This is a genomic window from Brevibacterium moorei, assembly GCF_024580735.1.
Classification (GTDB): Bacteria; Actinomycetota; Actinomycetes; order Actinomycetales; family Brevibacteriaceae; genus Brevibacterium; species Brevibacterium moorei.
On sequence record NZ_JANIJX010000014.1, the window covers coordinates 54,480 to 79,775 of the forward strand.

General features: G+C 67.4%; 21 protein-coding genes. 8 read left to right on the forward strand and 13 right to left on the reverse strand.

Translation table 11 applies throughout. From position 1 onward, the window contains the following. Nucleotides 1–51 precede the first annotated feature (51 nt). On the reverse strand, nt 52–1,479 hold the full coding sequence (locus NQ034_RS10275; protein WP_257048696.1) for a phosphohexomutase domain-containing protein: 1,428 nt from the start codon (nt 1,477–1,479) through the stop codon (nt 52–54). Continuing rightward, nucleotides 1,476–1,817, reverse strand: a complete 342-nt coding sequence (locus tag NQ034_RS10280; protein WP_257048697.1) for a DUF3499 family protein — start codon at nt 1,815–1,817, stop codon at nt 1,476–1,478. Before NQ034_RS10280 ends, NQ034_RS10275 begins: the two co-directional genes overlap by 4 nt. Nucleotides 1,818–1,851: 34 nt before the next feature. On the opposite strand from NQ034_RS10280, the gene NQ034_RS10285 reads away from it, so the two are divergent. Next, on the forward strand, nt 1,852–2,238 hold the full coding sequence (locus tag NQ034_RS10285) for a hypothetical protein (protein ID WP_257048699.1): 387 nt from the start codon (nt 1,852–1,854) through the stop codon (nt 2,236–2,238). Between the two features lie 22 nt (nt 2,239–2,260). Here NQ034_RS10285 and NQ034_RS10290 read toward each other — a convergent pair whose 3' ends face one another. After that, nucleotides 2,261–2,743: a WhiB family transcriptional regulator gene (locus tag NQ034_RS10290; RefSeq protein ID WP_373456763.1), complete on the reverse strand. Its 483-nt coding sequence runs from the start codon at nt 2,741–2,743 to the stop codon at nt 2,261–2,263. A gap of 268 nt (nt 2,744–3,011) precedes the next feature. Between NQ034_RS10290 and NQ034_RS10295 the strand changes: the two genes are divergently transcribed. From NQ034_RS10295 to NQ034_RS10305, 3 genes are read left to right on the forward strand one after another with little or no spacing between them, the layout of a single operon-like run. Further along, complete coding sequence (locus tag NQ034_RS10295; RefSeq protein ID WP_257048701.1) at nt 3,012–3,695, forward strand: hypothetical protein; 684 nt, start codon at nt 3,012–3,014, stop codon at nt 3,693–3,695. A gap of 40 nt (nt 3,696–3,735) precedes the next feature. Beyond that, nucleotides 3,736–4,506 (forward strand): CoA transferase subunit A, encoded by a 771-nt coding sequence (locus NQ034_RS10300; RefSeq protein WP_257048702.1) that lies wholly within the window; start codon nt 3,736–3,738, stop codon nt 4,504–4,506. Between the two features lies 1 nt (nt 4,507). Continuing rightward, nucleotides 4,508–5,185: a CoA transferase subunit B gene (locus tag NQ034_RS10305; RefSeq protein ID WP_257048703.1), complete on the forward strand. Its 678-nt coding sequence runs from the start codon at nt 4,508–4,510 to the stop codon at nt 5,183–5,185. Between the two features lie 29 nt (nt 5,186–5,214). On the opposite strand, the gene manA is transcribed toward NQ034_RS10305, so the two are convergent. The 8 genes from manA to NQ034_RS10345 form a co-directional block, all read right to left on the reverse strand. Continuing rightward, the gene (gene manA, locus NQ034_RS10310) at nt 5,215–6,420 is read right to left on the reverse strand and encodes a mannose-6-phosphate isomerase, class I (RefSeq protein WP_257048704.1); all 1,206 of its coding nucleotides are present in this window, start codon (nt 6,418–6,420) and stop codon (nt 5,215–5,217) included. A gap of 182 nt (nt 6,421–6,602) precedes the next feature. After that, complete coding sequence (locus NQ034_RS10315) at nt 6,603–9,284, reverse strand: NlpC/P60 family protein (protein WP_257048705.1); 2,682 nt, start codon at nt 9,282–9,284, stop codon at nt 6,603–6,605. A 261-nt stretch (nt 9,285–9,545) separates the two neighbouring features. Then, on the reverse strand, nt 9,546–11,042 hold the full coding sequence (locus NQ034_RS10320) for an LCP family glycopolymer transferase (RefSeq protein WP_257048706.1): 1,497 nt from the start codon (nt 11,040–11,042) through the stop codon (nt 9,546–9,548). 114 nt (nt 11,043–11,156) lie between these two features. Then, nucleotides 11,157–12,302, reverse strand: a complete 1,146-nt coding sequence (locus tag NQ034_RS10325) for an acyl-CoA dehydrogenase family protein (RefSeq protein WP_257048707.1) — start codon at nt 12,300–12,302, stop codon at nt 11,157–11,159. A 76-nt stretch (nt 12,303–12,378) separates the two neighbouring features. Further along, complete coding sequence (gene purE, locus NQ034_RS10330; protein ID WP_257048708.1) at nt 12,379–12,924, reverse strand: 5-(carboxyamino)imidazole ribonucleotide mutase; 546 nt, start codon at nt 12,922–12,924, stop codon at nt 12,379–12,381. Beyond that, the gene (locus NQ034_RS10335) at nt 12,921–14,081 is read right to left on the reverse strand and encodes a 5-(carboxyamino)imidazole ribonucleotide synthase (protein ID WP_257048710.1); all 1,161 of its coding nucleotides are present in this window, start codon (nt 14,079–14,081) and stop codon (nt 12,921–12,923) included. Before NQ034_RS10335 ends, purE begins: the two co-directional genes overlap by 4 nt. 31 nt (nt 14,082–14,112) lie before the next feature. Then, entirely contained in the window at nt 14,113–15,285 is a 1,173-nt protein-coding gene (locus NQ034_RS10340) for an alkaline phosphatase family protein (protein ID WP_257048712.1), read from the reverse strand. A gap of 2 nt (nt 15,286–15,287) precedes the next feature. After that, nucleotides 15,288–15,875, reverse strand: a complete 588-nt coding sequence (locus NQ034_RS10345; RefSeq protein WP_257048713.1) for a DUF5998 family protein — start codon at nt 15,873–15,875, stop codon at nt 15,288–15,290. 89 nt (nt 15,876–15,964) lie between these two features. On the opposite strand from NQ034_RS10345, the gene NQ034_RS10350 reads away from it, so the two are divergent. Together NQ034_RS10350 and NQ034_RS10355 are read left to right on the forward strand one after the other, a co-directional pair. Next, nucleotides 15,965–18,643, forward strand: a complete 2,679-nt coding sequence (locus tag NQ034_RS10350) for a bifunctional acetate--CoA ligase family protein/GNAT family N-acetyltransferase (protein WP_257048714.1) — start codon at nt 15,965–15,967, stop codon at nt 18,641–18,643. 124 nt (nt 18,644–18,767) lie between these two features. After that, nucleotides 18,768–21,422: a DNA gyrase/topoisomerase IV subunit A gene (locus tag NQ034_RS10355; RefSeq protein WP_257048715.1), complete on the forward strand. Its 2,655-nt coding sequence runs from the start codon at nt 18,768–18,770 to the stop codon at nt 21,420–21,422. A gap of 10 nt (nt 21,423–21,432) precedes the next feature. Here NQ034_RS10355 and NQ034_RS10360 read toward each other — a convergent pair whose 3' ends face one another. Beyond that, on the reverse strand, nt 21,433–22,560 hold the full coding sequence (locus NQ034_RS10360) for an adenylate/guanylate cyclase domain-containing protein (protein WP_257048717.1): 1,128 nt from the start codon (nt 22,558–22,560) through the stop codon (nt 21,433–21,435). After that, nucleotides 22,557–23,423 (reverse strand): biotin--[acetyl-CoA-carboxylase] ligase, encoded by an 867-nt coding sequence (locus NQ034_RS10365; protein WP_257048719.1) that lies wholly within the window; start codon nt 23,421–23,423, stop codon nt 22,557–22,559. The genes NQ034_RS10360 and NQ034_RS10365 overlap by 4 nt, the downstream gene beginning before the upstream one ends. Before the next feature lie 65 nt (nt 23,424–23,488). On the opposite strand from NQ034_RS10365, the gene NQ034_RS10370 reads away from it, so the two are divergent. Both NQ034_RS10370 and NQ034_RS10375 read left to right on the forward strand, forming a co-directional pair. Then, a complete protein-coding gene (locus NQ034_RS10370; protein WP_257048720.1) occupies nt 23,489–25,075 on the forward strand; it encodes an acyl-CoA carboxylase subunit beta in 1,587 nt (528 codons plus the stop codon). After that, the gene (locus NQ034_RS10375) at nt 25,072–25,293 is read left to right on the forward strand and encodes a hypothetical protein (RefSeq protein WP_257048721.1); all 222 of its coding nucleotides are present in this window, start codon (nt 25,072–25,074) and stop codon (nt 25,291–25,293) included. Before NQ034_RS10370 ends, NQ034_RS10375 begins: the two co-directional genes overlap by 4 nt. The last annotated feature ends 3 nt before the right edge of the window (nt 25,294–25,296 follow it).

Here is a 25,296-nt window from a genome sequence, read left to right on the forward strand (position 1 = left end):
CGCCCGCCGCGCACTCCGACCCGCCAGGGACCATGCGGGCCGGGGCCGCAATCAGGCCCGGATCAGCTCGAGGACCCGCTGTGTGAGGTCCTGTGTGCGTTCGACGCTGGGGGTCTCGCAGTTGAATCTGACCAGCGGCTCAGTGTTGGATTTGCGCACATTGATCCAGAAGTCCTCGCCCTGCAGCGTCACCCCGTCCATGCGGTCCAGGTCGCCGCGACCGAAGTCCCCGGCCGCGGCGGCCGCGGCGAAGTTGTCCAGAACGGCGTCGGGTTGTGCCACCCGGGAATTGTGCTCCCCGGAGAGTTCCGCCGGGGCGAATTCGGCGAGCAGTTCGCTCAGGGTCTTCTCCGTGCGTTCGAGCGCTGCGATGATGTGGGCGGCGGCCAACATCCCGGAGTCGGCACTGAAGAAGTCGCGGAAGTAGAAATGGGCCGAGTGTTCGCAGGCGAAGATGCCGTTCTCCCTGCGCATCGTCTGCTTGATGCCGGAGTGGCCCACCGGGGTACGGACCGCTCGACCGCCGGCGGCCTCGATGGCCCGCGCCACCGACCGGGAGGTCAGCAGATTGTGCAGCACCGCCGGGTGTTCCTCACCCAGGCCGCGGACGCGGGCGATCTCCCTGGTCGCCACCAGCGCTCCGATCGCCGAGGCCGAGGTCGCCCTGCCCGTCTCATCGATGAAGAAGCACCGATCGGCGTCCCCGTCGAAGGCCAGGCCGATGTCCGCTCGCCGTTCGACCACACCGCGCTGCGCCCAGGCCAGGTTCTCCGGTTCCAGCGGGTTGGCCGGATGGTTGGGGAAGGTGCCGTCGAGTTCCGTGAACAGCCCGATCACTTCGTGTTCGAGCTCGGGGAGCCCTGCTGCCGCGCCGAAGACCTCCGGCAGAAGTTTGCCGGCCATGCCGTTTCCACAGTCGGCCACGATCCGCAGCCGCCGGCCCGTGCCCAGACCCGTCAGGCCCCGGATCCGCTGCGCATAACCCGTGGCAAGGGCGGTGGCGGAGGAAGGATCGGGGTCCAGCGGACGTGGGTCCGCGGGGACCACTGCTGCGAATGCGGCGGCGGCGATTCGGTCGAGGCCCGAGGCCGCCGACATTCCGGCGGCGCCGGGTCCACAGAACTTCACCCCGTTGTAGTCCTGCGGATTGTGGCTGGCCGTCACCATCAGTCCGGGTACTTCCCAGGCCCCGGACGCGTAGTACAGCTGGTCGGTCGAACACATCCCGACGTATACCGGCCGGCTGCCGGCGGCCACGACACCGGCAGCCAGCAGACCGGCGTAGTTCGGGGAGTCGACTCGCATATCGCTGCCGATGACCACGGAGCCCGCCCCGTGCAGTTCGCGCATCACCTGCGCCGTGGCCATGCCCAGGGCCACCAGGAGATCCGCGTCGAGGTCGAGGCCGACCCGGCCGCGGATGTCATTGGCCTTCAGACTGCGCTCCAGACGCGCAGCGCGATCGCTCCGAATGCTCATTCGTCCCCTCCGATCAGACGCAGGCGGGGCCTACCAGTACGCGGCGGGACCGGTGGTTGGGGCCTGGGTGCCGCCGCCTCGCGCACGGCATCGGCGATGGCCAGCAGATCATCACGGCTGCGCTCGGGGACCTCGGCCCCGCCGTCGAGCCGGATCAGCTCCCAGCCGCGAGGGGCGGTGAGCCGATCGGCGTGGTACTGGCACAGATCATGGGCGCCCGGTTCCGCTCTGACCGATAGCGGGCCTATCACCACACAGGCGTCCGCGTGGACATAGGTCAGCGTGCGCGAGGCCGCGCGGGAACAATTGGTCTTCGAACAGGTTCTTACTCCGGGCACACCGGAAGTCTAGTACATCGCCTACAATCGGCCTGTGTCCCGATCCCATCCGCGCGACAGGCACGGCCGCGGCCTGCGCACCGAGCTCTTCGCGGCCCCCGTGCCCGCCAAACGCAGCCGCGCCGCGCATTTCGCACGGATGGCCGGCAGTCTGTTCGACGAACTGCGCGCACGCGCAGCCGGGCAGCTCGACCGCGTGGTGCTGGCCGTCGATTTCCTACCCGACCCCACCGCCGCCGAACCACGGCTGGCCGCGACCTTCAACGCCCGGGCCGAGGGCGGACACACGATCGTCATCTATCGTGCCCCGGCGCTGGCCGCCGCGGACCCGCTCGAACTCAGGGAGGCACTGTTGTTCGCCCTGGCGCAGGAGGCGGCCGGGCTGTGCTCCTTCTCAGCCGAGGAACTCCTGGGCCGTTGAGACCCGCGGCCGCTGAAGCCCGTCAGCGCAGGCTGTCGATCCCGCCCTGTTTCTTCAGCGCCCGACGTTCGCGCTCCGATAGACCGCCCCAGATTCCGAAGCGCTCGTCGTTCTCCAACGCGAACTCGAGGCACTCCATGCGGACCTCGCAGGAACCGCAGACCTTCTTGGCCTCGCGCGTCGAACCGCCCTTTTCCGGAAAGAACGCCTCGGGGTCGGTCTGGGCGCACAGCGCCAGCTCCTGCCACCCCGGCCCGCGCAGCTCTTCACTCAGCAGCCTTTGCAGAGGGTTGGGCACACTGACCACGGACGCATCGGGACCAGCCTGCAGCGGCACCAGTTCGACCGGGTCGATCTGCAGCGGGTCGGACCGGCGCGCAGGCTCGGTGACCGGATCCGCAGACCAGTCGCCTGCGATCCTGTCCTCGACGGTGGGCCCGGTGATCGATCCGAGCAGGTCGTAGTCGAGCTCGTGATTGCGCTGCACATTGTCCTCCGTGCTCACGTGCTTCCCCTTTCCCCAGGTGGCTCGTTGCGGGCACTCATGTATTCCCCTGCCTAGAATTACACGTGTGTCATTACCCATGAGTCAAGCTGCACTTTGCTATTTTATTCACCGACACGTGGGGTAATAGAACACACCTTTGATTCAAAACTCGGTGTGACCACAACATATTGTGTTCAACGAATGAGTCAGCACTATATATGCCATTTGCTGGGAGTTCCCAGACCATTTTAGGAATGCAGTGACATTCAAGCGAATAGGAGCGAGCATGACGGTCCCAACCGACTTTGCACAGCTGATCGGCCGCATCGCGGGCCACAGCGGACCCGCAGTGTCCTGGCACGGAGCCGACGGCGCCATGCTGGAACCCACCGGAGCGGTGATCGCCAACTGGGTGTACAAGGCCACCGGCCTACTCCGCGACTTCGGCTGTGGGCCCCGGGTGCCACTCCTCGTTGTCACGGACGGTACCTGGCACTGGCGCTCCCTGAGCTTCTCACTGGCCGCCTGGGCGATCGGCGCGCCGGTGATCTTCACCGGCCCGCTCGCGCAGCCCGCCGCCCTGGACGGTTATCCGGCCCACCTGGCACTGGCCGAGGAGGCCTGCGCGGACACACCGGCAACCGCCGCAGCAGACGAGGTGCTCGTCTACCCCACAGCGCCCCTGGCCCTCGACGTCGAGGTCCCCGATGGTTTCACCGACGCGGTCAGCGCCATGCGCGCCCACCCCGATACGGCCGTCCTGCCGCCGCTGCGCACCCTGTCCTGGGCGCCCGTCGGCGGCACCGTCCACGAGCTCACCCTGACCGGCGCCCGGACCGCACCGTTGGACCCGGAGGCTGACACCGGTGATGTCCTCGACGTTCCCGGCACCGACGCCGAACTGCTCGCCCTGCTCGGCCGGCTGGGGACCGGAGTGATCGGCCTGGGTTCGGCACGCACGGCACACTGACCGACATGTGCGGTCGACGCCGCATGACAGAATGGCGAACATGGACAAAGTTGTTTCAACACCCGCAGCAGCAGTGGCGGACGTCTTCGACGGGGCCAGCCTGGCCGTCGGCGGGTTCGGCGTAGTCGGCGTCCCGGAATACCTCATCCGCGCGATCCGGGACCAGGGCGCGCAGGACCTGACCGCCGTCTCCAATAACGCAGGGGTCGACGGACGGGGACTGGGCCTGCTGCTCGAAACCCACCAGATCAGCAAGATGATCGCCTCCTATGTGGGAGTCAACAAGGAGTTCGCGCGGCAGTACCTGGCCGGTGAACTCACCGTGGAACTCACCCCGCAGGGCACTCTGGCGGAGAAGCTGCGCGCCGCGGGCGCCGGGATCCCGGCGTTCTACACGATCACCGGCGCCGGCACCCAGGTGGCCACCGGCGGCATCCCACAGCGCTACGATTCCCACGGCGAGGTCGTCATCGCCTCCGCGCCGAAGGAGACGCACACGTTCTCCACCTTCGGTGCCGAACAGACCTATGTGCTCGAGGAGTCGCTGCCGGTTGACTTCGCGCTGGTCCGCGCGGCCAAGGGCGACCGGCACGGCAACCTGGTCTTCCACGCCTCTGCCAGGAACTTCAACCCGCCGGCGGCCCAGGCGGGCAGGATCACGATCGCCGAGGTCGAACAGCTGGTCGAACCGGGCATGATCGATCCCGATGATGTCGATCTGCCCGGCGTCTACGTCACCCGCGTGGTGCCCCTGACACCTGCACAGGTGGCCGATAAACCGATCGAGAACATGACGCTGACGAAGGACTGAGATGGCACTGACACGCACACAGATGGCCGCGCGCGCCGCACTGGAACTGGCCGACGGATCCTATGTCAACCTGGGCATCGGCCTGCCCACCCTGGTGCCGAATTACCTGCCGGAAGGCGTCGACGTCGTCCTGCAGAGCGAGAACGGGCTGCTGGGAGTGGGCCGGTACCCCCGCGCCGACGAGGTCGATCCCGACCTGATCAACGCGGGCAAGGAGATCGTCACGATGAACCCCGGCGGGTCCTATTTCGATTCGGCGACGAGCTTCGGCATGATCCGCGGCGGCAAGATCGACGTGGCCGTGCTGGGCGCCATGCAGGTCGCCGCCAATGGCGATATCGCCAATTGGATGATCCCAGGCAAGATGGTCAAGGGCATGGGCGGGGCGATGGACCTGGTCCACGGGGCCCGGCGCGTCATCGTCATCATGGAGCACGTGGCCAAGGACGGATCGCCGAAGCTCAAGTCCGCCTGCTCACTGCCGTTGACCGGGCAACGGGTGGTCTCGCGCATCATCACCGATCTGGGGGTCTTCGATGTGGACAGCACGGGCTTCACCCTTGTCGAGGCGGCCCCCGGCGTCACGGTCGACGAGATCCGTCGGGCGACCGAAGCGGATCTGACAGTGCCCACCGAACTCCCCCGAACCCCGCAGGGCGTCCTGACCGCCGCGGCCTGAGCCCCGGTCACCCTGCCCCGGGGAATGGCTCAGGCGCCGGAGGGGCCGGACGTGGCGATGAACAGCTCCCCCGACCCCGTCACCGTGACCGGGCCCTCGGCATGGCCGATGAACGCGGCCTGCCCCTGCAGCACGGGCAGTTCCTGCGCGGTGGCCCGGAGCTCCGCGGCGCCTTTGGTGCACAACACGATGGCAGGACCCGCGATCAGCTCCGTCCCGCCGGCGAACCGGTGCAGGGCGAAGTCCGCCACGGCCGGGCCGTCCACGCCGGCTGGCACCACCGGCGGCGGCCCGGGCCGATAGTCGACCAGTTCGCACAACAGCCGGGGATCGACGTGTTTGGAGGTCAGGCCGCCACGGACCACATTGTCCGAGGACGCCATGATCTCCACGGCCAATCCGTGTACATAGGCGTGTGGCACCCCCGCCTCCAGCGCCAGGGACTCTCCCGGAGCCAGTCGCAGATGGTTGAGCAGCAGGGCCAGGCACACGCCCACGTCTCCCGGATAATCCACGGCCAGGCGATCGGTGAGCGAGGCCGCATCCCGATTGCCGGCCACCTCGAGTAATTCGGGCAGCAGGGATCCCAGGGCCCCGAACTCGTCCTGACGGGAGAACAACAGCCGCAGCGCAGCGGCCAGCCCGGCCTCGGCCGTGGCACCGGAGTCGAGGGCCCCGGCCCATTCGCGCAGCAGGCCGGAGGCCTCCGGGCGCCCGAGTTCGGCCGCGGCACCGGCCGCACCGTGCAACACGGGGGCCGTCAGGGCCGGGTCCGCGAAGCCGCACAGGACCTCGAACTCGGAAAGCGCCGTGACCATTTCGGGTTTGTGCCACGGGTCCTTGAACGTCCGCCGTGGATCGTCCAGGTCGATCCCGGCGGCATTCTCCCGGTCGAACCCGGCGCGGGCGGTCGCGGCATCGGGATGGACCTGGATCGACAGGGCCCGGTTGGCCGCCAAGAGTTTGAGGAGGAACGGAAGTCGCGTGCCGAAGCGCTCCAGATGTGCCGAACCGAGCAGATCGTCACCTGCCAGGTCGAGCGCAACCGCCAGAGTGTCGGGGGCCGGGGAGGCGCTCGCGCCGACCGGTATCGGGCACCTGGTCGGTGCAAGGGGGTGGGTGCCCAGCCAGTACTCCGCAACGGGCTCGCCCGTCACCGGTCTGCCCAGCAGCTCCGGAATCGCCCGGACGTCACCCCACTCGTAGGTGCGAACGGCTCCCTGAAGGAGGTGCATGGATCCCCTTTGAAATCGCGGACGGCTTACTTCGTACAGCCTAACCCGCCGGCCCTGAACGCCGGGTGAACACCATGTCAAAAGCCTGCGGGGACCGGAGAGCTCCAGATTGCGCGCGGGTGAATGCACAAGCGGGGCGCACCCGAATCGGTGCGCCCCGCAGGATCTGCTTACCGGCTCGCTCAGATGACCCGGATGACCACTCCGCCGGAGTTGAACATGAACTTCGAGGAGCGCTCACTGGTCCCGGTACGCCGTGAACCCGCGTCGATGAGCTTTCCCGGCTTGTCCGACACGATCGTGATGTGTCCCGGATGCCAGATCAGATCGCCCGGTTTCGCCTTAGAGCGCGGGATCACTTCCCCTGCTGCCTTCTGCTGACCCGAAGTCCGCGGCAGCTTGATCCCGTTCTTCTTATAGACGTACTGGACGAATCCCGAGCAGTCCCAGCCCTTGGTCGGAGAGGTTCCGCCCCAGACATAGGGCACTCCCACGTACTTCCTGGCGGTCTTGACGATCGCCGCGCGCTTCTCGGCCTCGCGCTGGGACGCGCTCTTCTTCGCCTTCTTCTTCGCGGGCTTCTTCCCCGGCTTCTTCGAGTTGTCTGCAGACCCTTCCCCGGTGCCTGCAGACGGCGCGGTGGAGACGGCGCCACCGGATATCGGTGGGGCGTTGCCGTCGGCCATCCCAGCGGAGAACTCGCTCACTCCGGCACCCTCGGCCCAGAACAGGGTCGCGCCCTGGAACCGCTGGGTGCAGGTTCCCCCGGCGCACTGCTCATCGCCCGCGGGATACCCCAGATGGCTCTTCTCGGATCCCTTCTTGGCCCAGTGAGCCTTGATCGCCCCTGATGTGGCGTGGGCACCGGTTGCCTTCGACCAGTGGATCGAGCCGGAGGCGAAGGTCTGGTACAGGCCCGCGGACAACTTCCCCTGATTGTTCGCGGGCAGTCCGATCCTCTTCCTGACCTCGGCATTCCAGGCCTTGGCGATCTCACCGGTGATGAGCTTGGCCCCACCCTTGGCGGTCCAGGTGATGAAGCCGGACTTGTACTGCTGGTAGCTTCCCCCTGCCAGCTTGGTCTCGCCTCCGACCTTCGCGCCCAGCGCTTTGGCATTGGCCTTGTACGCCTGCTGGATCGCCTCGCCCGAGGTGATCGGGTTGGTACTGGCCTGCTTGCCGCTCGATTGGATCGCGGCCACCGCTTTGCGGATCTGCGGAATCTTCGCGTAGAACGCATCACCGGGGCAGTCTGTGTCGCCGACATCGCGGTGGCCGACGATCCGGTTGATCCGCTTGCCGTTGACGGTGGTCTTGCCGATGGCCGGGACCCCGTCCTTCGACAGCTTCCAGGCGATTGTATTCTCAACGGCCACCTGGGCCGCCTTCGACGGCGCCTTCTTCATGTAGGTGCCGAGCACGGAGATGCCGAAGGTGCCCGTGTTGAAGTTCGACACATGGGCACCGATGATCGGACGGTCGACATTGCCGGCGCGGCCCTGCCACAGACGGCCGAACTTGTCGACCAGGACGTTGTAGCCGATATCGGCCCAGCCACGGCCCTTGACGTGGAAGGTGTAGATCCCGCGGATGATGCCGGGCACATCACCGGCGTCGTAGTTGTTCGAGCCCTCGGTGTGGTGGATTACCGCTGCCTTGACCGAGTCAGCATATGACGGGCCGCTGCGGCGGATGCTCTCATTGGCACCCCACGCCTTGCGGGAGGCGATGGAGGGCTTGGCGACCTTCTTCACCTTGGCCGCCACGTTCTGCACCCCGGCCGAGCCGCTGGCCTCACCCGCGGTGCCCTGGGCGACGGCAGCCGCCTGCTCTCCCAGTGAGGTGCCCGCCGGGAAACCCGTCGCCTGCACCGTTCCGGAGGAGTTCACCACTGCCGCGCCGGGAACCGACTGCTCATCCGGCCGGGTCGACTGTGTCTGCCCTTCGGCTGCTTGGGTGGTCGCGCTCTGGTTGATCACCGGAGTGTTGGCATTCACCGCCGCCTGGTCCGCCGCCGTCTTCTTCGGATCGATGATGACGAGCTTCGCGTCTGCCGGCGCGGAGGAGCCCAGGATGCGCATCTGCACAGCGGAGGCACCCGAGACGACAAAGGGATCGGTACCGGCCCGCTGATCGCCGTCTGCCCCCTGATCGTATGAGAGGCCGGTCCAGGCGCCCCAGCCACCGGAGGTCGACTGGGTTCGCACCTCGATATTGGAGGCGTTGGCGCCGGAGGCCACGACACCGACCACCGAGGACCGATCACGCGGAACGCTCAGTGACGCCGAGATGGCCGCGATCTTGATTCCGTCTTCGGTCTGCTGTTCGACATCACCGGAGATCGACGGGCTCGGGGCCGAGCTGGGCTCGGCGCTCGGCGTGGGCTTCGTCTCGGGGTTCTGAGTGCGCGGCGCCTGCGGCGTCTGCCGCGGAGCGGTGGAACCGGCATCGGACAGGCCCTCGCCCGGACCCTGCTCCGCGGGCCGCCCGGCGGCGCCTGAGTCCTGTGCGGATTCTTCTGCGGTGGAGTTCAAGGATGTCGATGCGGCTGCAAAGGCCTCGCCGGCCGCTTGCAGTGCCGTGTCCGAGGCGCCGAACTCCGCAGCGCTGAGCCGACGATTCTCCGTTGTCGAGCGCAGCGCACCTGGCATATTCGTCGTCGACTTCTTCGACACGGCGGCCGTGGCCGGCGAGGAGTTCCGAGCGCCCGGGGTCAGCAGACCCTTGTGGTCGACATCGGTCAAAGACAGTTCGTTGAAGCTCGGGCGAGCAGCACCCGCGGCATCGGCAACGGGCCCCAGCGCTATGCCGGAGACCACGAGAGCCGCAGCGCAAACGGCCGCAGTCGTCATTGCGATTTTCATTAGATTTAGCCTTATTCGAGGAAGACAGGGAAGAAATTTGGCCAGTCCGGAGATCACCGCCGGCTGCGATCATCCCCGACAATGTGAAATTGTTACATATTTTTCCGCGTGTCGCATTGCAATCTCTGTGCTCCCTGCTAGTTACACGGATGTAGTTCCCCGTCATTCCGCGGCCCGACCGGGCAGAAAAAAATCCCCGCGTCCACCTTCGATCGGGTGAAGGTGGACGCGGGGACACCCCGCGGGGCAGGTCGGGCGGGATCAGGGAACCGAGCAGATCTCCGAACCATCGGAGTCGGGGTCCTCGCCCCCGCCCGACTCTGCGCCGGAGGCCCGAGCAGACATCGCCTGCACCGAATCGAGGCCCAGCGCATCGGCATTGCCCTGTGCCTGCGCGCCCTTGTCGGAGGCCTTCTCGACGGCGGTGGAGACCATATCGTGGACCGTGGCGAAATCGGGATGCTTCGGCACGACCTTGGGCGGAGCCAGATTCAGCTTCGCCATCTTGTGCCCCTTGGCCTTGGTCGCCAGGTCCACGAACTCACCGACCTCGTTCTGCGGGATGTCGGTGGAAATGACCTCCGGAGCGGCGGCCGCCAGCTTGGTGAATCGCTGAGCGACGGTCATCGGATCCAGCTGTTTGAGCATGGCCTCCTGCACACAGCGCTGTCGGGTCATTCGCGCATAGTCCGAGGCGAACTCCCTGGACCGGGCATACCACAGGGCATGGTACCCGTCGAGTTCGATGTTCTTCCCCGGTTCGATCCACCCCAACGGCTTGTAGTGCTTGCCGGTGGCCTTGTTCGTCTTATTCGAGATCGGCACCCGGACGTTCGAGTCCAGCCGGATTCCGCCCATCGCGTCGACCAGCTTCTGGAAGCCCTTGAGATCGATCATCGCATAGTACTGGATATCCAGACCCGTCACACCCGAAAGCGCCTGTTCGGTGGCCTGCACACCCGCGGGGACCTTGTCGGTGTTCGGGAATTCGTCCTTGTGTTCTTCCCCCTCCTGGTACACCGCGTTGATCAGGCATTCGTCCCCGCAGTTGTAACCCTGCGGATAATGCGCATGCAGCGGTGAGGAGTCGGGGAACGGGACGTTCTGCATGTTCCTGGGCAGACCGATCACAACGGCGCGCCCGGACTTCACCTCGATGGAGACCACGGACAGGCTGTCAGGGCGCACGCCCGTGCGCTTCTTGCCCGCATCGGAACCCAGCAGGGCGATGTTGTAGCGGCCGTCAACGGGCTTCTTACCCGGACCCGAGGCGAAGATCCCCCCGAGCGCACTGCGGGTGGAGTTCAACGTGTTGACTCCCCAGGCGACTCCCCCGCCCACCAGCAGGACCAACACCAGGCTGACGGCCAGGAAGGTCGGCTTGGTACGCCGGCCCAGGCTGTCGATGCGGATCCGGCGCACGGAGTCGAGCATGCACAGCACCCAGTTCAGACCCGCCACCGCCAGCCACACCATCAAGACGATGAGCCCGAGCGCCGAGGACGCGAAGGACAGCACGGCCCGCTGTGAGACGAGCGCCACCACGATGAGCAGAACGATCAGCGCCCAGGAGAACAGCGAGATGAGCAGCGGAATCCTGGCCTTCCGTCGATCACCGATGATCGACTGCACCGAGCCGGGCAGGAGGGCACTGCAGATGAGCAACAACCAGCCGCGCCAATTCCGCATGCCGATGGGGGCATGGCGCGGATTGCGCAGTGGATCGACGTACACGAGTTCACGGCGTTTCTCGTTCACTGGCTGTCTTCTCATCTCCTGGCTCGAACCTGCCGCTTCAGGATATCGGCAAAGCCGCAAGGGCACTGGGAGCCGACTCCCAGTGCCCTTGCGCGTGTCGCCCCGCCGAACCTCTCAGCCCAGCAGCTTGCGCCCCATCACCAGGCGCTGGATCTGGTTCGTGCCCTCATAGATCTGCGTAATCTTCGCATCGCGCATCATCCGCTCCACCGGGTGGTCCTGCACATAGCCCGCCCCACCGAGCAGCTGCACCGCATCGGTTGTGATCTCCATCGCCACATCGGAGGCGAAGGCCTTGGCGGCGGCACCGTAGTAGCCCAGGTCAGCATCCTGGCGTTCGCTCTTGGCCGCGGCGACATAGGTCAGCTGCCGCGCTGCCTCGAGCTTCATGCCCATATCGGCGACCATGAACTGCACCGCCTCGAACGAGGAAATCGGCTTGCCGAACTGCTTGCGCTCCTTGACGTAGCCGATCGCGTAGTCGAGGGCGCCCTGGGCGATGCCGATGGCCTGGGCCGCGATCGTGATCCTGGTGTGGTCGAGGGTCTTCAGCGCCAGTTTGAGACCCTGGCCCTCGGCACCGATGATCCGGTCCGCGGGAATGTGGCAGTCCTCGAAGAACAGTTCGCGCGTCGGACTGCCCTTGATGCCCAGCTTGCGTTCCTTCTCGCCGAAGCTGAAGCCCTCATCGCCCTTCTCCACGAGAAAGGCGGTGATGTTGTTGCCGCGGCGGCCCTCGGGGTCCGTGACGGCCATGACCGTGTAGAACTCGGAGACTCCCGCGTTCGTGATCCACGTCTTGACGCCATTGAGCACCCAGCCGTCGCCCGAACGCTGTGCCCGGGTTTTCATGCTGGCGGTGTCCGACCCGGCCTCGCGTTCGGACAGACCGTAGGAGAAGCCCTCGCCGGCGGCCAGGCGCGGCAGGTACTTCGCCTTGATCTCATCGCCGCCGCCCAGGATCACCGGCATCGAACCCAGCTTGTTCACGGCGGGGATCAGCGAGGAGGATGCACATCCGCGGGCCACTTCCTCGATGACGATCGCGGTGGCCAGGGCGTCGGCCCCGACGCCGCCGTACTCCTCGCCCACGTGCGGAGCGTAGAAGTCCGTGGCCACGAGCGAATCGTGGGCCTCCTGCGGATAGCGGGCCTCGGCGTCGACGGCCGCCGCATGTGGGGCGATCGTCTCCTCGACGATTTCACGCACCGCCGCGCGGATCTCCTGATGCTCCTCGCTGAGCTGATACAGATCGAACATATGAATCCTTTTCCTCGGGGGATGGTTTCCGCCCCTGGCTGATCCACGGGTCACGGCCGGGCTGCCGTGGCCGAGATCACTGCGGGTCAGACCGTCCCAGTTTAGCCATGAGGGCCCGGCCCTTGGCCTCGGCACTGTCACGCAGGCCCGCCCGGTAGTCATCGAGCGCCCCACGGATCCGTTCGGCCTCTCCCCCGACCCCGGCGCCCAGGATGCGGGCGGCCAACAGACCGGCGTTCTTGGCCCCGCCGATCGACACGGTCGCCACCGGCACACCGCCGGGCATCTGTACGATCGACAGCAGGGAGTCCATCCCGTCGAGGTACTTCAGCGGCACCGGCACGCCGATCACCGGCAGGGAGGTGACCGAGGCGAGCATCCCCGGCAGGTGCGCCGCACCCCCGGCCCCTGCGATGATGACCGACAGACCCCGTTCGGCAGCCGACGCTCCCCAGGCGATCATGTCCTGCGGCATCCGGTGCGCCGAGACGACCTCGGCGGAATAGGGCACGGCGAACTCGTCGAGCACCTCGGCGGCAGCGGCCATCGTGGGCCAGTCCGAGTCCGAGCCCATGACGATGCCGACGACTGGCGCGGCCCGCTTATCATCCATCGTGGTCATGCGAGGTCCTTCCGGTCCGGGTGGGGATTGGTGTCCACTCCTGCGATGAAGTCCGCCGCGTGGCGGGCTCTGGCCACCGCATCGGCAGCGGAATCGGAGCAGACGTTGACATGGCCCAGTTTGCGGCCCGGGCGCACCGACTTGCCGTACATGTGGACCTTGGCCGCAGGATCATGGGCCATCACGTGCAGATAGGCGTGGTACAGATCGTCGCGGTCAGCGCCGAGCACGTTCGCCATCGCACACGCGGGCGCGATCGGCGCCGGATCCCCCAGCGGCAGGTCCAGGACCGCGCGCAGATGCTGTTCGAACTGGCTGGTGACCGAACCGTCCTGCGTCCAGTGCCCGGTGTTGTGCGGGCGCATCGCCAATTCGTTGACGATGTAGCCCTCGGCCGTTTCGAACATCTCCATTGCCATCACCCCGGTGACGCCGAGGGCACCTGCCACCTTGAGCACATCGGCGGTGATCGTCGTGGCCAACTCGGCGGAGATCCCCGGTGCCGGCGCCACCGCCTCCTTGCAGATGCCGTCCTGCTGATAGGTGGCGACAACCGGCCACACCGCGGTCTGCCCCGAGGGCGAGCGGCCCACCATCACGGAGAGCTCACGGGTGAAGTCGACCTTCTGTTCGGCCAACAGCGTCCCGGCTTCGGCGAACCAGTCGGCGGCCTCGGCGGCCGCGTGGATCACGCGCACCCCGTGCCCGTCGTAGCCCCCGCGCGGGGTTTTCAGGATGAGCGGGAACCCGATCCGGGAGCCGAATTCCTCCAGGTCCGCGACCGAGGAGACCTCGGCCCAGGCCGGATTGGGCAGGCCGAGTTCGTCCATCTTGGCGCGCATCACGAGTTTGTCCTGCGCGTGGACCAGGGCGGCCGGCCCCGGGTGGACCGCATGCCCGGCGGCCGTCAGGGCCTCCAAATGCTCTGTGGGAACGTGTTCGTGGTCGAAGGTGATGACATCGACGGTGGAGGCGAAGGCCTCCAGCGTCGGGTAGTCGTGGTAGTCGCCCACCACCACCTGGGAGGACACCTGGGCTGCCGGGGCATCCGGCGCCTCCGAGAGAACATGGAATCCGACGCCCAGGGCCTCTGCGGCTGGAGCCATCATCCGGGCCAGCTGGCCCCCGCCGATCACACCGATTCTTGGAAAAGTCACGACACCATTCTAAGGTCTCGGACCCGGCGGCTCATCCCACCGGAATATAGGGAATGGACAACTCACGCCGACTGACCGAACCGTGCTGGCCGATCAGCCGCAGTGCCGTCGGGGTGTCGTGGCCGGAGTCGACCAGGCCCAGACCCTCATCGGCCACCACGACGAGGTCGCCGATCCGGGCCCGCACCTCGTCGGCCAGCGGGGTCCCGGTGGGGCCGAACCATCCGCCGTCGATCGCCTCGTCCCGGCGCAGAACCGCCGCCCGGTCCCCCAACAGCTCGGAGAACGCCTGCGCGGCCGCGTCCTGCGCTCCCGGAACCGTGTGGATGTGACGGGCCCGGGGCTCGCCCGCGATGAATTCGACGCCGTCGAGCAGACCCGGCACGCCCGCCATGTCCACCCGCTGCTCCTCGGCCACGTCGACCATGCCGTGGTCGGCCACAATCGTCATGAGCACGTCTCCACCGCACACCCGGGACAGGTGGGAGAGCTCACGGTCGGCCTCCTCCAGCGCCGTCGTCCAGTCGAAGGAGTCATAGCCCTTGCCGTGCCCGGCCTTGTCGAGCGCGCCCCAGTACAGGTAGATCAGGCGCCGGCCCGGCTTGGCGGCCTCTGCACTGGCCTGCGCGACCCGCTCCCCCAGGGTCTTCGAGCCGCGGAAGCGCCCTCCGCCCAGAGCGGAGCCGTTGAGTCCGCGCCCGGCGAACTTGGGCTCGCCCAGACTGACCACATCGATTCCCGCACCGGCCAGTTCCCCGAACAGGCTGCCGCCGCCCACCCAGGTGCGCGGATCGGGGCCGCGGTCCCAGGTCAGCTGGTTGAACACGACACGCCTGACCGGGTCCAACAGGGTGTAGCCGAGCACCCCGTGGCCCACCGGCGGCAGGCCGGTGCCCAGGCTGGTCAGGGAATTGGCCGTGGTCGAGGGGAAACCCGCGCTGATCTCGCGCATCCGCGGCAGCTGCCGGCGCAAGAATGCGGCGTGAGCGGCCCGTTCGCGCAACAGCACGGCGCCGAGCCCGTCTACCAGGACCACGATGACGACCCGCTTGCCGCGCTCGGGTTCCAGCGCCTCCGCGCGGGCGGCGCGTTCCGGGGCCAACACCGAGCCCGCGTCCAGTGACAGGGCCGCCGCCGGCAGCACATCGGCCAGTTGGGGCCCCGCATAGTCGGGTGGGGTGAGTCCCACCGGTGCCGGTGCCATGTTCAGGACCGCCGACTCAGCAGGCGGGCACGGTGGACCAGGCGCTTGAGCGTCAGTGCGAAGTGTTCGGCTCGGTCGACAGCCGCCTGCCCCTCCGCCTGAGCCGCCACCCGCAGGTTGACGTCATCGCCCACTTCGGATCCGGCGTAGCCATGATCGCCCTCACAAGCCGGATCGGCGCAGGTTTCGGGGTACACGTCGAGGCGACGGACATTGCCCCAGGCCAGATTCACCGAGACCTCGATGGGGCGCTGGCCGGGAGTATAGCGCGCGGGCTCATTGTAGACCCGGCCCAGTACCGCGCAGCTCACCCGTTCAAGGGCGATCTCCTCGGTATTGGTCAGGGCCTGCGCGGGCCGGCCCGCCTCCCCCTGATCGTCATCGACGTGCGCCAGGAGCAGCCGGGTCTCCGTCACCGCAAACACCGTGACGTGTCGGTGGATTGATTCCAGGTCGATGTGCGTGTCCATCTGCACGATGTGGGCCAGCACATCCTCCCCGTAGAGGACCTCTGCGATGAGGTCCTGGGTCAGCTGCGGATAGTACCCGGTGTTCTGCAGGTCGTGGATGAGCTCGGTAGGCACAGACATGCGGATATTCTTTCATGCCGGATGTGCGCACCGGACCCTCCGGGGCACCGACCCGTGCTTGGCAGTGGCATTCGGCATATGCTGAGCCCATGGACAGATACCCCGCGGACTGGGAAGCCGATGTCGTTCTCCGCGATGGGCAGACCGCCCATCTGCGGCCGATCGTGCCGGAGGACGCGCAGGCGGTGCAGGACATGCACGCCAGGCAGTCGGCCGAATCGATCTATCTGAGGTATTTCGCCCCGCTGGCGGTGATCCCCGAGGCGCAGTTGCAGCGCTTCGTCAACGTCGATTACCACGACCGGGTGGCCCTGGTCATCACGATCGGCGAAGAGATCATCGGGATCGGCCGCTTCGACCGGCTCGACGACTCCTCCGCCGAGGTTGCCTTCAACATCGCCGACGCCCATCAGGGCCGCGGACTGGGCTCCATCCTGTTGGAGCACCTGGCCGCGATCGGCCGTGAGGTGGGGATCACCCAGTTCACCGCCGAGGTGCTGCCCCAGAACCGTTCGATGCTGCAGGTCTTCGCCGCCGCCGGCTTCGAGGTCAGCAGGGAGTTCGAGGACGGTGTCGTGGCGGTGCGCTTCGAGATCGACCCGACGGAGAAGTCGATCCAGGTGCAGGAATCGCGGGAGCACCGTGCGGAGGCACTGAGCGTGCGCTCCGTGCTGCACCCGGCCTCGGTCGTCGTCATCGGGGCCTCGCGCAAGCGCACCAGCGCCGGCAACCTGCTGCTGCGCAACCTGGTCGCCGCCGGCTACCGGGGATCACTGCACGTGGTACACCATTCGGCCGCAGAGGTCGCCGGGATCCCCGCGGAGAAGTCACTGGCCGATATCGACGGCGATGTCGATCTGGCCGTTATCGCGGTCCCGGCCGAGGCTGTCAAGGGCGTCGTACTCGACTGTGCCGAACACGGGGTCAAGGCGGTCGCCGTGATCTCCTCCGGTTTCGCCGAGGAGGGCCCGGCCGGCGCCGAGCTCCAGCGCGAGGTCGTGGCGGTGGCCAGGTCCCATGGGATGCGGGTGATCGGCCCGAACTCGTTCGGCCTGATCAACAATTCGACCGAGATCTCCCTGAACGCGTCCCTTTCGCCGATCGTGCCCGAACCCGGATCGATTGGCCTGTTCAATCAGTCCGGTGCTCTGGCCACCGCGATGCTGCAGGCGGCCAAGGACCGGGGCCTGGGCATCTCCACCTTCGTCTCGGCCGGCAACCGGGCCGACCTCTCTGGCAATGACGTCCTGCAGTATTGGGAGGAGGATCCGGAGACCAAGACGATCGGCCTGTACCTGGAGTCGATCGGCAATCCCCGGAAGTTCTCCCGGATCGCCCGGCGCGTCACCCGCACCAAACCGGTCATCGTCATCAAATCCGATCTGACGGGGCGCGAACTGCCCCCCGGCCACCAGGTGCGGGTGTCGAGTCTTTCGCCCTCCGCCCTGGATCAGGTGCTGGCCCAGGCCGGTGTGCTGCGCGCGGCCAATATCGGTCAGCTGTTCGACCTGGCCCAGGTCTTTTCGAATCAGCCCCTGCCCGCGGGCAGACGGGTCGGAGTGATCGGCAATTCGGCCGCCCTGTCGACGCTGGTCGTCCAACAGGCCAGGGCCGAGGGGCTGCGCGTAGAGCGCCCGGCGGTCTCCCTGCATCCGGAGGTCACGGCAGGGGAATTCGAGGCCGAACTGCGCGCGCTCTACGCCGATGATGCGGTGGACTCGGTCGTCGTGAACCTGGTACCCAGCGCGGCCGGTCGGGAGAACACGATCGCGGAGACCCTGGCCGAGGTCGCCGCGAAGTCGGAGAAGACCACAGTGGCCGTGTTCATGGGCATTCAGGGGCTCAACCGGGAGCTGACCGCCTACACCCGGGGTACCACCGGCGGCCTCCAGGTCCACCGGATCCCCAGCTACTTGGGGCCGGAGAACGCGGTCTGGGCGTTGGCCAGGGCGACCGAGTACGCGGTTTGGCGCGGTTCGGACCACGGCACCTACCCGGAACTCGACGACGTCGACACGCGCGAGGCCCGCACCGTCATCGAAACGGCCCTGGCCCGCGCCACCGAGGACCGGGCCGAGGTCCGGCTGGAACCCGATGAAGTGGCCCGCCTGTTGGGCGCCTACCAGGTGCGGGTGCTGCCCCAGGTATCCACTGCATCCGTCGACGAGGCGCTGGCCGCCGCTGCGAAGCTGGGCTATCCCGTAGCGCTCAAACCCCTCCACCGTCAGCTGCGGCACCGGGTGGAACTGGGCGCGGTGAAGCTCGATGTTTCGGACCCGGACGAACTGCGGGAGGACTACCAGGCGATCATCGACATCATCGACGCGGTGTCTCCGGGCACCGACCACCGGATCGATGTGCAGACCATGGCCGAACCCGGCACCCCCTGCATCGTGCGCGCCGGCGAGGACCCCCTGTTGGGCCCGATGGTGTCCTTCGCCCTGGCCGGGGACGCCGCGGAACTGCTCGACGACGTGGCCCACCGGGTGGCACCGCTGACCGATGTGGACGCCGCACAGATGATCAGGGGATTGGGGTCCTCACCGCGCCTGTTCGGCTACAAGGGACTGCCCGTGGCCAATGTGTTCCCAGTGGAACTGGTGCTCATCCGGCTGTCGGCCCTGGTGGATCGGTTCCCGATGGTCCGGCGGATCACGCTGCGCCCGATCACCGTCACCACGGCCGAACCCACCATCCTCTCCGCCACCGTGACCTTGAGCGCGGATTCCGACCGGATGGATTCCCGGCGGCGCCGGATGAATCTCTGAGCCCCCGGCGCCGTCCGCCCGCCCCGTCTGTAGGCCGCCGAGGGGCGCGGGCGGACGACGTGTCCGTACCTGCCGGTAGAGTAGTAGCGTTGTTCGATTAAAGCTCAGGCAGGAGTCATCACCCATGGCAGCGCACCCCGACGGCAAGATCGTCGATATCGACGTCACCCAGGAAATGGAGACGTCCTTCCTCGAATACGCGTATTCGGTCATCTACTCACGTGCCCTGCCCGATGCCCGTGACGGGATGAAGCCCGTCCAACGCCGCATCGTCTACCAAATGGGCGAAATGGGGCTGCGGCCCGAACGGCCCTATGTGAAGTCCTCGCGCATCATCGGCGACGTCATGGGCAAGCTGCACCCACACGGCGATTCGGCGATCTACGATGCGCTGGTGCGCCTGAGCCAGGACTTCGTCATGCGCGTTCCCCTGGTCGACGGCCACGGCAACTTCGGCAGCCTGGACGACGGGCCGGCCGCCGCCCGCTACACGGAGGCGAAACTGACGGACGCGGCGATGACGATGATCGCCGGCCTCGACGAGGACGTCGTGGACTTCGTGCCCAACTACGACAACACCCTGACCCAACCGGACGTCCTGCCCAGTGCCTTCCCCAATCTGCTGGTCAACGGGGCATCCGGCATCGCAGTGGGGATGGCCACGAACATGGCCCCGCACAACCCCGGCGAGGTCATCGCCGCAGCCCAGCACCTCATCTCCCACCCGGACGCCGAGCTCGACGAGCTCATGCGCTTCGTGCCGGGGCCCGATCTACCCACCGGTGGGCGGATCATCGGCCTCGACGGGGTGCGGGAGGCCTATGAGTCCGGCCGCGGCACCTTCCGCACCAGGGCCACGGTGCGATTCGAAAACCTCACGGCCCGGCGCAAGGGCATCGTGGTGACCGAGCTGCCCTATCTGGTGGGCCCGGAGAAAATCATCGAGAAGGTCAAGGACCAGGTCAACGCCAAGCGCCTGACCGGGATCGCCTCGATCGACGACTTCTCCGACCGCAAGAACGGCCTGCGCCTGGTGATCGGTGTGAAGAACGGCTTCAATCCGGAGGCCGTGCTCGAAGAGCTCTATCGGCTGACCCCGATGGAGGACTCCTTCGGCATCAACAACGTCTGCCTGGTCGACGGCCATCCCCGGACCCTGGGACTCAAGGAACTGCTGCAGGTGTTCGTCGGCCACCGCATCGACGTGGTGAGGCGCCGCTGCGAATTCCAATTGCACAAGGCGCAGGACCGCCTGCACTTGGTCGAGGGTCTGCTGGTGGCCATCCTCGACATCGACGAGGTCGTGCAGCTGATCCGCGGATCAGACGATGCGGCGACCGCGCGGACCCGGCTGATGGACGTCTTCGACCTCTCGGAGATCCAGGCGACTTACATCCTCGACCTGCAGCTGCGCCGGCTGACCAAGTTCTCCCGAATCGAACTCGAGGCCGAACGCGATGAGTTGCGTGCCCGGATCGAATTCCTCAGCGGGGTGCTGGCCGATCCGCAGAAGCTGCGCCGGATGGTCTCCGATGAACTGGGCGAGACCGCGGCGGCCCTGGAATCCCCCCGCCGCACCGTATTGGTCGCAGGCGACCTCAAGCAGATCACCGCGGCCGGGCGGAAGAAGGGCAAGGCTGAGCTGACGATCCCCGATGTGCCCTGCTGGGTGCTGCTGAGCACCTCCGGCAGGATCGCGCGGACCACCACCTCGGGCCCACTGCCGCACACCGGCCGCCGGGCCTCACACGATGCCCTGGTCTCCCAGGTGCGGACCACCAGCCGCGGCACGCTGGGCGCCATCACCTCGACCGGCCGGTTGTTGCCGGTGGACGTGGTCTCGCTGCCCCAGCTGCCGGCTCAGGCCACGCGGGCGAATGTGGCCGGCGGGGTGCGGGCCGCGGAGTTCCTCACTCTCGAGGCCAAGGAGAAGCTCATCGGCATCGTCGACTTCAGCCGCGATTTCATCCTGGGCACGACCGGCGGGGTGGTCAAACGGGTGGCCGGACACGAACCCCCGTCGAACCGCCCCGACTGGGAGGTCATCGGGCTCAAGGGCCGCGACAGGGTGATCGGCTGCGGCCAGCTCGACGATGTGGGCGCCGGGCAGGCGGTCTTCATCACCTCAGCGGCCCAGCTGTTGACCTTCGGCGCCGATGTGCTGCGTGCCCAGGGCATCGGCGCCGGCGGGGTGGCCGGCATCAAGCTGGGCGCCGGCGCCAAGGTCGTGTCCTTCCAGCTGGTCGATCCACGCGCCGAAAACCGGGTTGTGACGATCGCGCAGGGCCCGGGCGCCGCGCAGCCCAGCGTGAAGGTCAGCGAGCTGGCCGAATTCCCCACCAAGGGCAGGGCGACTGCCGGGGTACGCGCCCAGCGCTTCCTCAAAGGGGAGACCGAACTCGTCCTGGGCTTCGCCGGGCCCGCCCCGCAGGGCGCCGCAGCCGCCGGCGGGGCCAGGGAACTGCCGGGCGAACTCGCCCGCCGGGACGCCTCGGGTACGCCCCTGGAGTCGAAGATCGATGCGATCGGCACGGTGCCAGGCGGAGCCGCGGATGGCGCCGCGTCGGCCGAGGCAGGTGTGACCGGAGACGGCCAGGGAACTCCATTGGGACAGGGCACTGTGCCGGAGGCGCCGACCGGTCCGCGGGCCACCGGGGGCATGGCGACCGCTCCCCTGGATCTGGGGCCGGACGATCCGGCCGATGCCCCGCAGACCCGCGATGACGATTCGGACGCCGTGGTCATCAGCCACGACGACGATTCCGACTCGTTGTTCTAAACCCGCCGCCTCAGATACCGCCGAGCTCCTCGCCTATCCCGTCGTCCAAGTCCAGGTCCAGGGCGCCGGCGGTGCCACGGGTCATCTCCACTACGCTCACCTCGCCCAGGCCCTGCAGGCTCAGCGCCCGGCGGGCACCGAAGGCGTAGGCGTCCGAGCGGGCGAGCACCTGTGCGGTGTCCCAGTCGGTGAGGACCGTACCTGGTTCGGTCACCGCGGTCAGCCGTGCGGCCAGATTGACCGTGGAGCCGAAGACATCGCCCATCCGGGACAGTACCTTGCCCCAGGCGAAGCCCAGCCGGGCCTTGGGCAGCAGGTCGTCCGCACGGATCCGCTCCATCAGCGTCATGGAGATCTGCGCGCCGGACATGGGCGTCTCCGCGGCGAAGAACACCTCATCGCCCACCGTCTTGATCACCCTGCCGCCGCCGGAGGCGACGACGTTGTAGGCCAGGTCCTGGAAGCGCTTGACCATGAATGCCAGTTGACGCGGCTCCAGCTGCTGTGACAACCGGGTATAGGAGACCATGTCGACGAAACCCACCACCCGGGCCAGGGGCATCGCCGAATCATACCAGCCCGTACGATTCTCCATTGCCAGGCCCTCTTCGACATTGACAGACAGACGGCCCAGCGAATTGGCCAGATTACGCCGCCAGGCGTAGTCGAGCAGGCTCTGCATGGGTTCGACCAGCCGATCAAACAGCTCCACGGCCTCGGCCCGGGCATCGTTCTCCGAGCGGCCCTTGGTGTCGCTGAGGTACTCGACCAGAGTCTCCATCTGCCATACCGTCAACCGGTCGGTGGTCTGGCCCACCGCGCGCAACAGGGCGACGGCGGTCTCCTCGTCGACGATCCCATCGGTGACCATCGTGGCCGTCCCCGCCAGTGCCGCAACGTCGTTGTGCGTATAGGCGGCCTGTCCATCCGGGATGCGCGGCAGGCCCAGGGCCCGCCAGAACTTCCGCAACATCTTCGTCGATACCCCGGCCGAGGCGGCCGCTTCCTTGCGCGTCAGTTCCCGCTTCCCGCCCAGCAGCCGGTCCTCGAGCCGGGATACGGCACCCGAGCCGGTGGCGGGGGGCTCCCCCGCGGCGGCCTCTGCCACCTCGTCGTCCATCCGCGCCCCATCGCTCACAGCAGGCCCCCTTTCGCATCCGCCCTGACATGGATCACATCGCCGGCACTGACCTCCCCGGTCCCCTCCGGGGTTTCCACCACCAGGTCACCGCCAGCGCCCAGACCGGTCGCCCGGCCCGTGAGGCTGCGCCCACCCGGCAATTCGACCCTGACCCCACGGCCCAGGGTGAGCATCGTATCGCGAACCCGGCGGCCCACTGCAAGATCGGACACACCCAACCGGCGCTCGGACAGCTCCGTGGCGTGGCCGAACAGCTCTCCTAGGCCCGAGCGCAGGCCGCCGAGCACATCGGCCAGGAGCTGTTCCCGATCGGTGTTGCCGCCGGCCAGGGCCAGCGAGGTGGCGGTGGGCACGGGCAGCTCCGCGGCCTCCAGCGACACATTGATTCCGATGCCGATGATCGCCACGCGCTCGTCTGCCACCTGTTCCATCCGGATCAGGATGCCGCAGATCTTCTTGCCGGCGACCAGCACGTCATTGGGCCATTTGACCCCGGCGTCCACGCCCGCGGCGCCGATCGCACCCGCCACGGCGGCTCCCGTGATCAGGGGCAGCCAGCCCAGTGCCGTCATGGGCAGGTCGGCGGGGATGCGCACGGGCACCGAAACGGTCAGCGCCTTGCGCGCCGGCACCGTCCACACCCGGTCCAGCCGCGCATGACCGGAAATCTGGTGGTCGGTGCCCCAGACGGAATAGTCGGGCCAGGCGCTCGGATCCGCCTGCAGAGCGGCGGCGAGTTCGTCATTGGTCGAACCGGATTCCGCCGGCCAGACGATCCTGGGCAGGTCGGCACCGCGAACGTGCGCGCGTTCAACGGCCCGATCCACGTTGAAATACGAGGAAGCAGGTACTGTGTGCACCACATCACCCTAATGGGTTTGGCTGCGGCATACAACGGCGGGGGTACGTGACTAGGGTGGAGGCCATGAGTTCAGAATCCTCACCGAAAACCACCGCGGCGAAACTCGCGGCTCTCATCGAGCGGCGCAGGCTGGCCCATGCGGGCAAGCAGACCGCCATCGACAAGCAGCATGCCAAGGGCAAGCAGACTGCCCGCGAACGCATCGATCAGCTGCTCGACGCGGGTTCCTTCCAGGAGATAGACGAATTCGTCCGCCACCACAACACCCAGTTCGGAATGGCGGCGAACCGGCCCGACGGTGACGGTGTGGTGTGTGGCCTGGGCACGATCGACGGGCGCACCGTGGCGGTGTTCGCCCACGATTTCACCGTCCTGGGCGGCTCCTTGGCCGAGGCCAACGGCCGCAAGATCGTCAAGGTCCAGAAACTGGCCCTCAAGCTGGGCTGCCCGATCATCGGTGTCAACGACTCCGGCGGCGCCAGGATCCAGGAGGGCGTGGGATCGATCGCCCTGTTCGCGGAGATCTTCCACTGGAACGTCCAGTCCTCCGGGGTGATCCCGCAGATCAGCCTGATCATGGGTCCCTCGGCCGGTGGAGCGGTCTACTCCCCCGCGCTGACCGACTTCACGATCATGGTCGACGGCACCAGTCACATGTACATCACCGGTCCCGATGTCATCAAGACCGTGACCGGCGAAGAGGTCGGCCATGAGGAGTTGGGCGGGGCCAGGACCCACAATTCGGTTTCGGGCAATGCCCACTATCTGGCCGCCGACGAGGCCGATGCACTGAACTATGTGCGCGATCTGTTGAGCTTCCTGCCGGGGAACAATATGGATCCGGCGCCCGCCACCGGGTATCCGGTCGACTTGGAGGCCTCCGATGAGGATCAGGCCCTGGACACCCTGGTGCCCGACTCCCCCGCCCAGCCCTACGACATCCTCGACGTCGTGCGCACGGTACTCGACGACGGCGAGTTCCTGGAGGCCTCCGAACTGTTCGCGCCGAATGTCGTCACGGGTCTGGGCCGGGTCGAGGGACAGACGGTGGGTGTCATCGCGAACCAACCGATGCAGCTGGCCGGTACCCTCGACATCGACGCCAGCGAGAAGGCGGCCCGGTTCGTCCGCTTCTGCGATGCCTTCAACATCCCGATCCTGACCTTCGTCGACGTGCCGGGCTTCCTACCGGGGACCGACCAGGAACTGGGTGGAATCATCCGGCGCGGGGCCAAACTCATCTACGCATACGGTGAGGCCACCGTCCCGCTGATCACCCTGATCACGCGCAAGGCCTACGGCGGCGCGTACTGTGTGATGGGCTCCAAACAGCTGGGCGCCGACCTGAACCTGGCCTGGCCCACCGCGCAGATCGCCGTGATGGGCGCACAGGGTGCCGCCAACATCGTCTACCGCCGCAAGCTCAAGGATGCGCAGGATGCCGGCCTCGATGTCGAGGCGGTGCGCGCGGACCTGGTCGAGGAGTACGAGGACGCCCTGCTCAATCCCTATCTGGCGGCCGAGGAGGGCTACATCGACGCGGTGATCGCCCCGGTCGAGACCCGCGCCCGGATCGTCCGCGGACTGCGCGCACTGCGCAACAAGCATGTGGCCGCGCCCGAGCGCAAGCACGGGAACATTCCGCTGTGACCGGTGCACAGGACTCCAACACCGCATCCCTGGACCCGGCGCTCGAACGGCGCCTGGCCAAGCAAGCGGCCATCGCCGCCCTCGTCACCGTACGGCGCACGGTGGCGTTGCGCCAGGCACCGGCACCGGCCGCCACGCCGCGGGTGTTCGCAGCGCCTGCCAGGGGGATCCATGCCCCTGGCAGGCCGGCACGCGGTGGTTGGGCCCGCCGCTACTGAAGC

Bases quoted from the DNA above. Each gene is read 5' to 3' on its own strand.
- NQ034_RS10275 (WP_257048696.1), bottom strand. From the start codon at position 1,479: ATGAGCATTCGGAGCGATCGCGCTGCGCGTCTGGAGCGCAGTCTGAAG.
- NQ034_RS10295 (WP_257048701.1), top strand. From the start codon at position 3,012: ATGACGGTCCCAACCGACTTTGCACAGCTGATCGGCCGCATCGCGGGC.
- NQ034_RS10300 (WP_257048702.1), top strand. From the start codon at position 3,736: ATGGACAAAGTTGTTTCAACACCCGCAGCAGCAGTGGCGGACGTCTTC.
- NQ034_RS10305 (WP_257048703.1), top strand. From the start codon at position 4,508: ATGGCACTGACACGCACACAGATGGCCGCGCGCGCCGCACTGGAACTG.
- manA (WP_257048704.1), bottom strand. From the start codon at position 6,420: ATGCACCTCCTTCAGGGAGCCGTTCGCACCTACGAGTGGGGTGACGTC.
- NQ034_RS10315 (WP_257048705.1), bottom strand. From the start codon at position 9,284: ATGAAAATCGCAATGACGACTGCGGCCGTTTGCGCTGCGGCTCTCGTG.
- NQ034_RS10325 (WP_257048707.1), bottom strand. From the start codon at position 12,302: ATGTTCGATCTGTATCAGCTCAGCGAGGAGCATCAGGAGATCCGCGCG.
- purE (WP_257048708.1), bottom strand. From the start codon at position 12,924: ATGACCACGATGGATGATAAGCGGGCCGCGCCAGTCGTCGGCATCGTC.
- NQ034_RS10340 (WP_257048712.1), bottom strand. From the start codon at position 15,285: ATGGCACCGGCACCGGTGGGACTCACCCCACCCGACTATGCGGGGCCC.
- NQ034_RS10345 (WP_257048713.1), bottom strand. From the start codon at position 15,875: ATGTCTGTGCCTACCGAGCTCATCCACGACCTGCAGAACACCGGGTAC.
- NQ034_RS10350 (WP_257048714.1), top strand. From the start codon at position 15,965: ATGGACAGATACCCCGCGGACTGGGAAGCCGATGTCGTTCTCCGCGAT.
- NQ034_RS10355 (WP_257048715.1), top strand. From the start codon at position 18,768: ATGGCAGCGCACCCCGACGGCAAGATCGTCGATATCGACGTCACCCAG.
- NQ034_RS10370 (WP_257048720.1), top strand. From the start codon at position 23,489: ATGAGTTCAGAATCCTCACCGAAAACCACCGCGGCGAAACTCGCGGCT.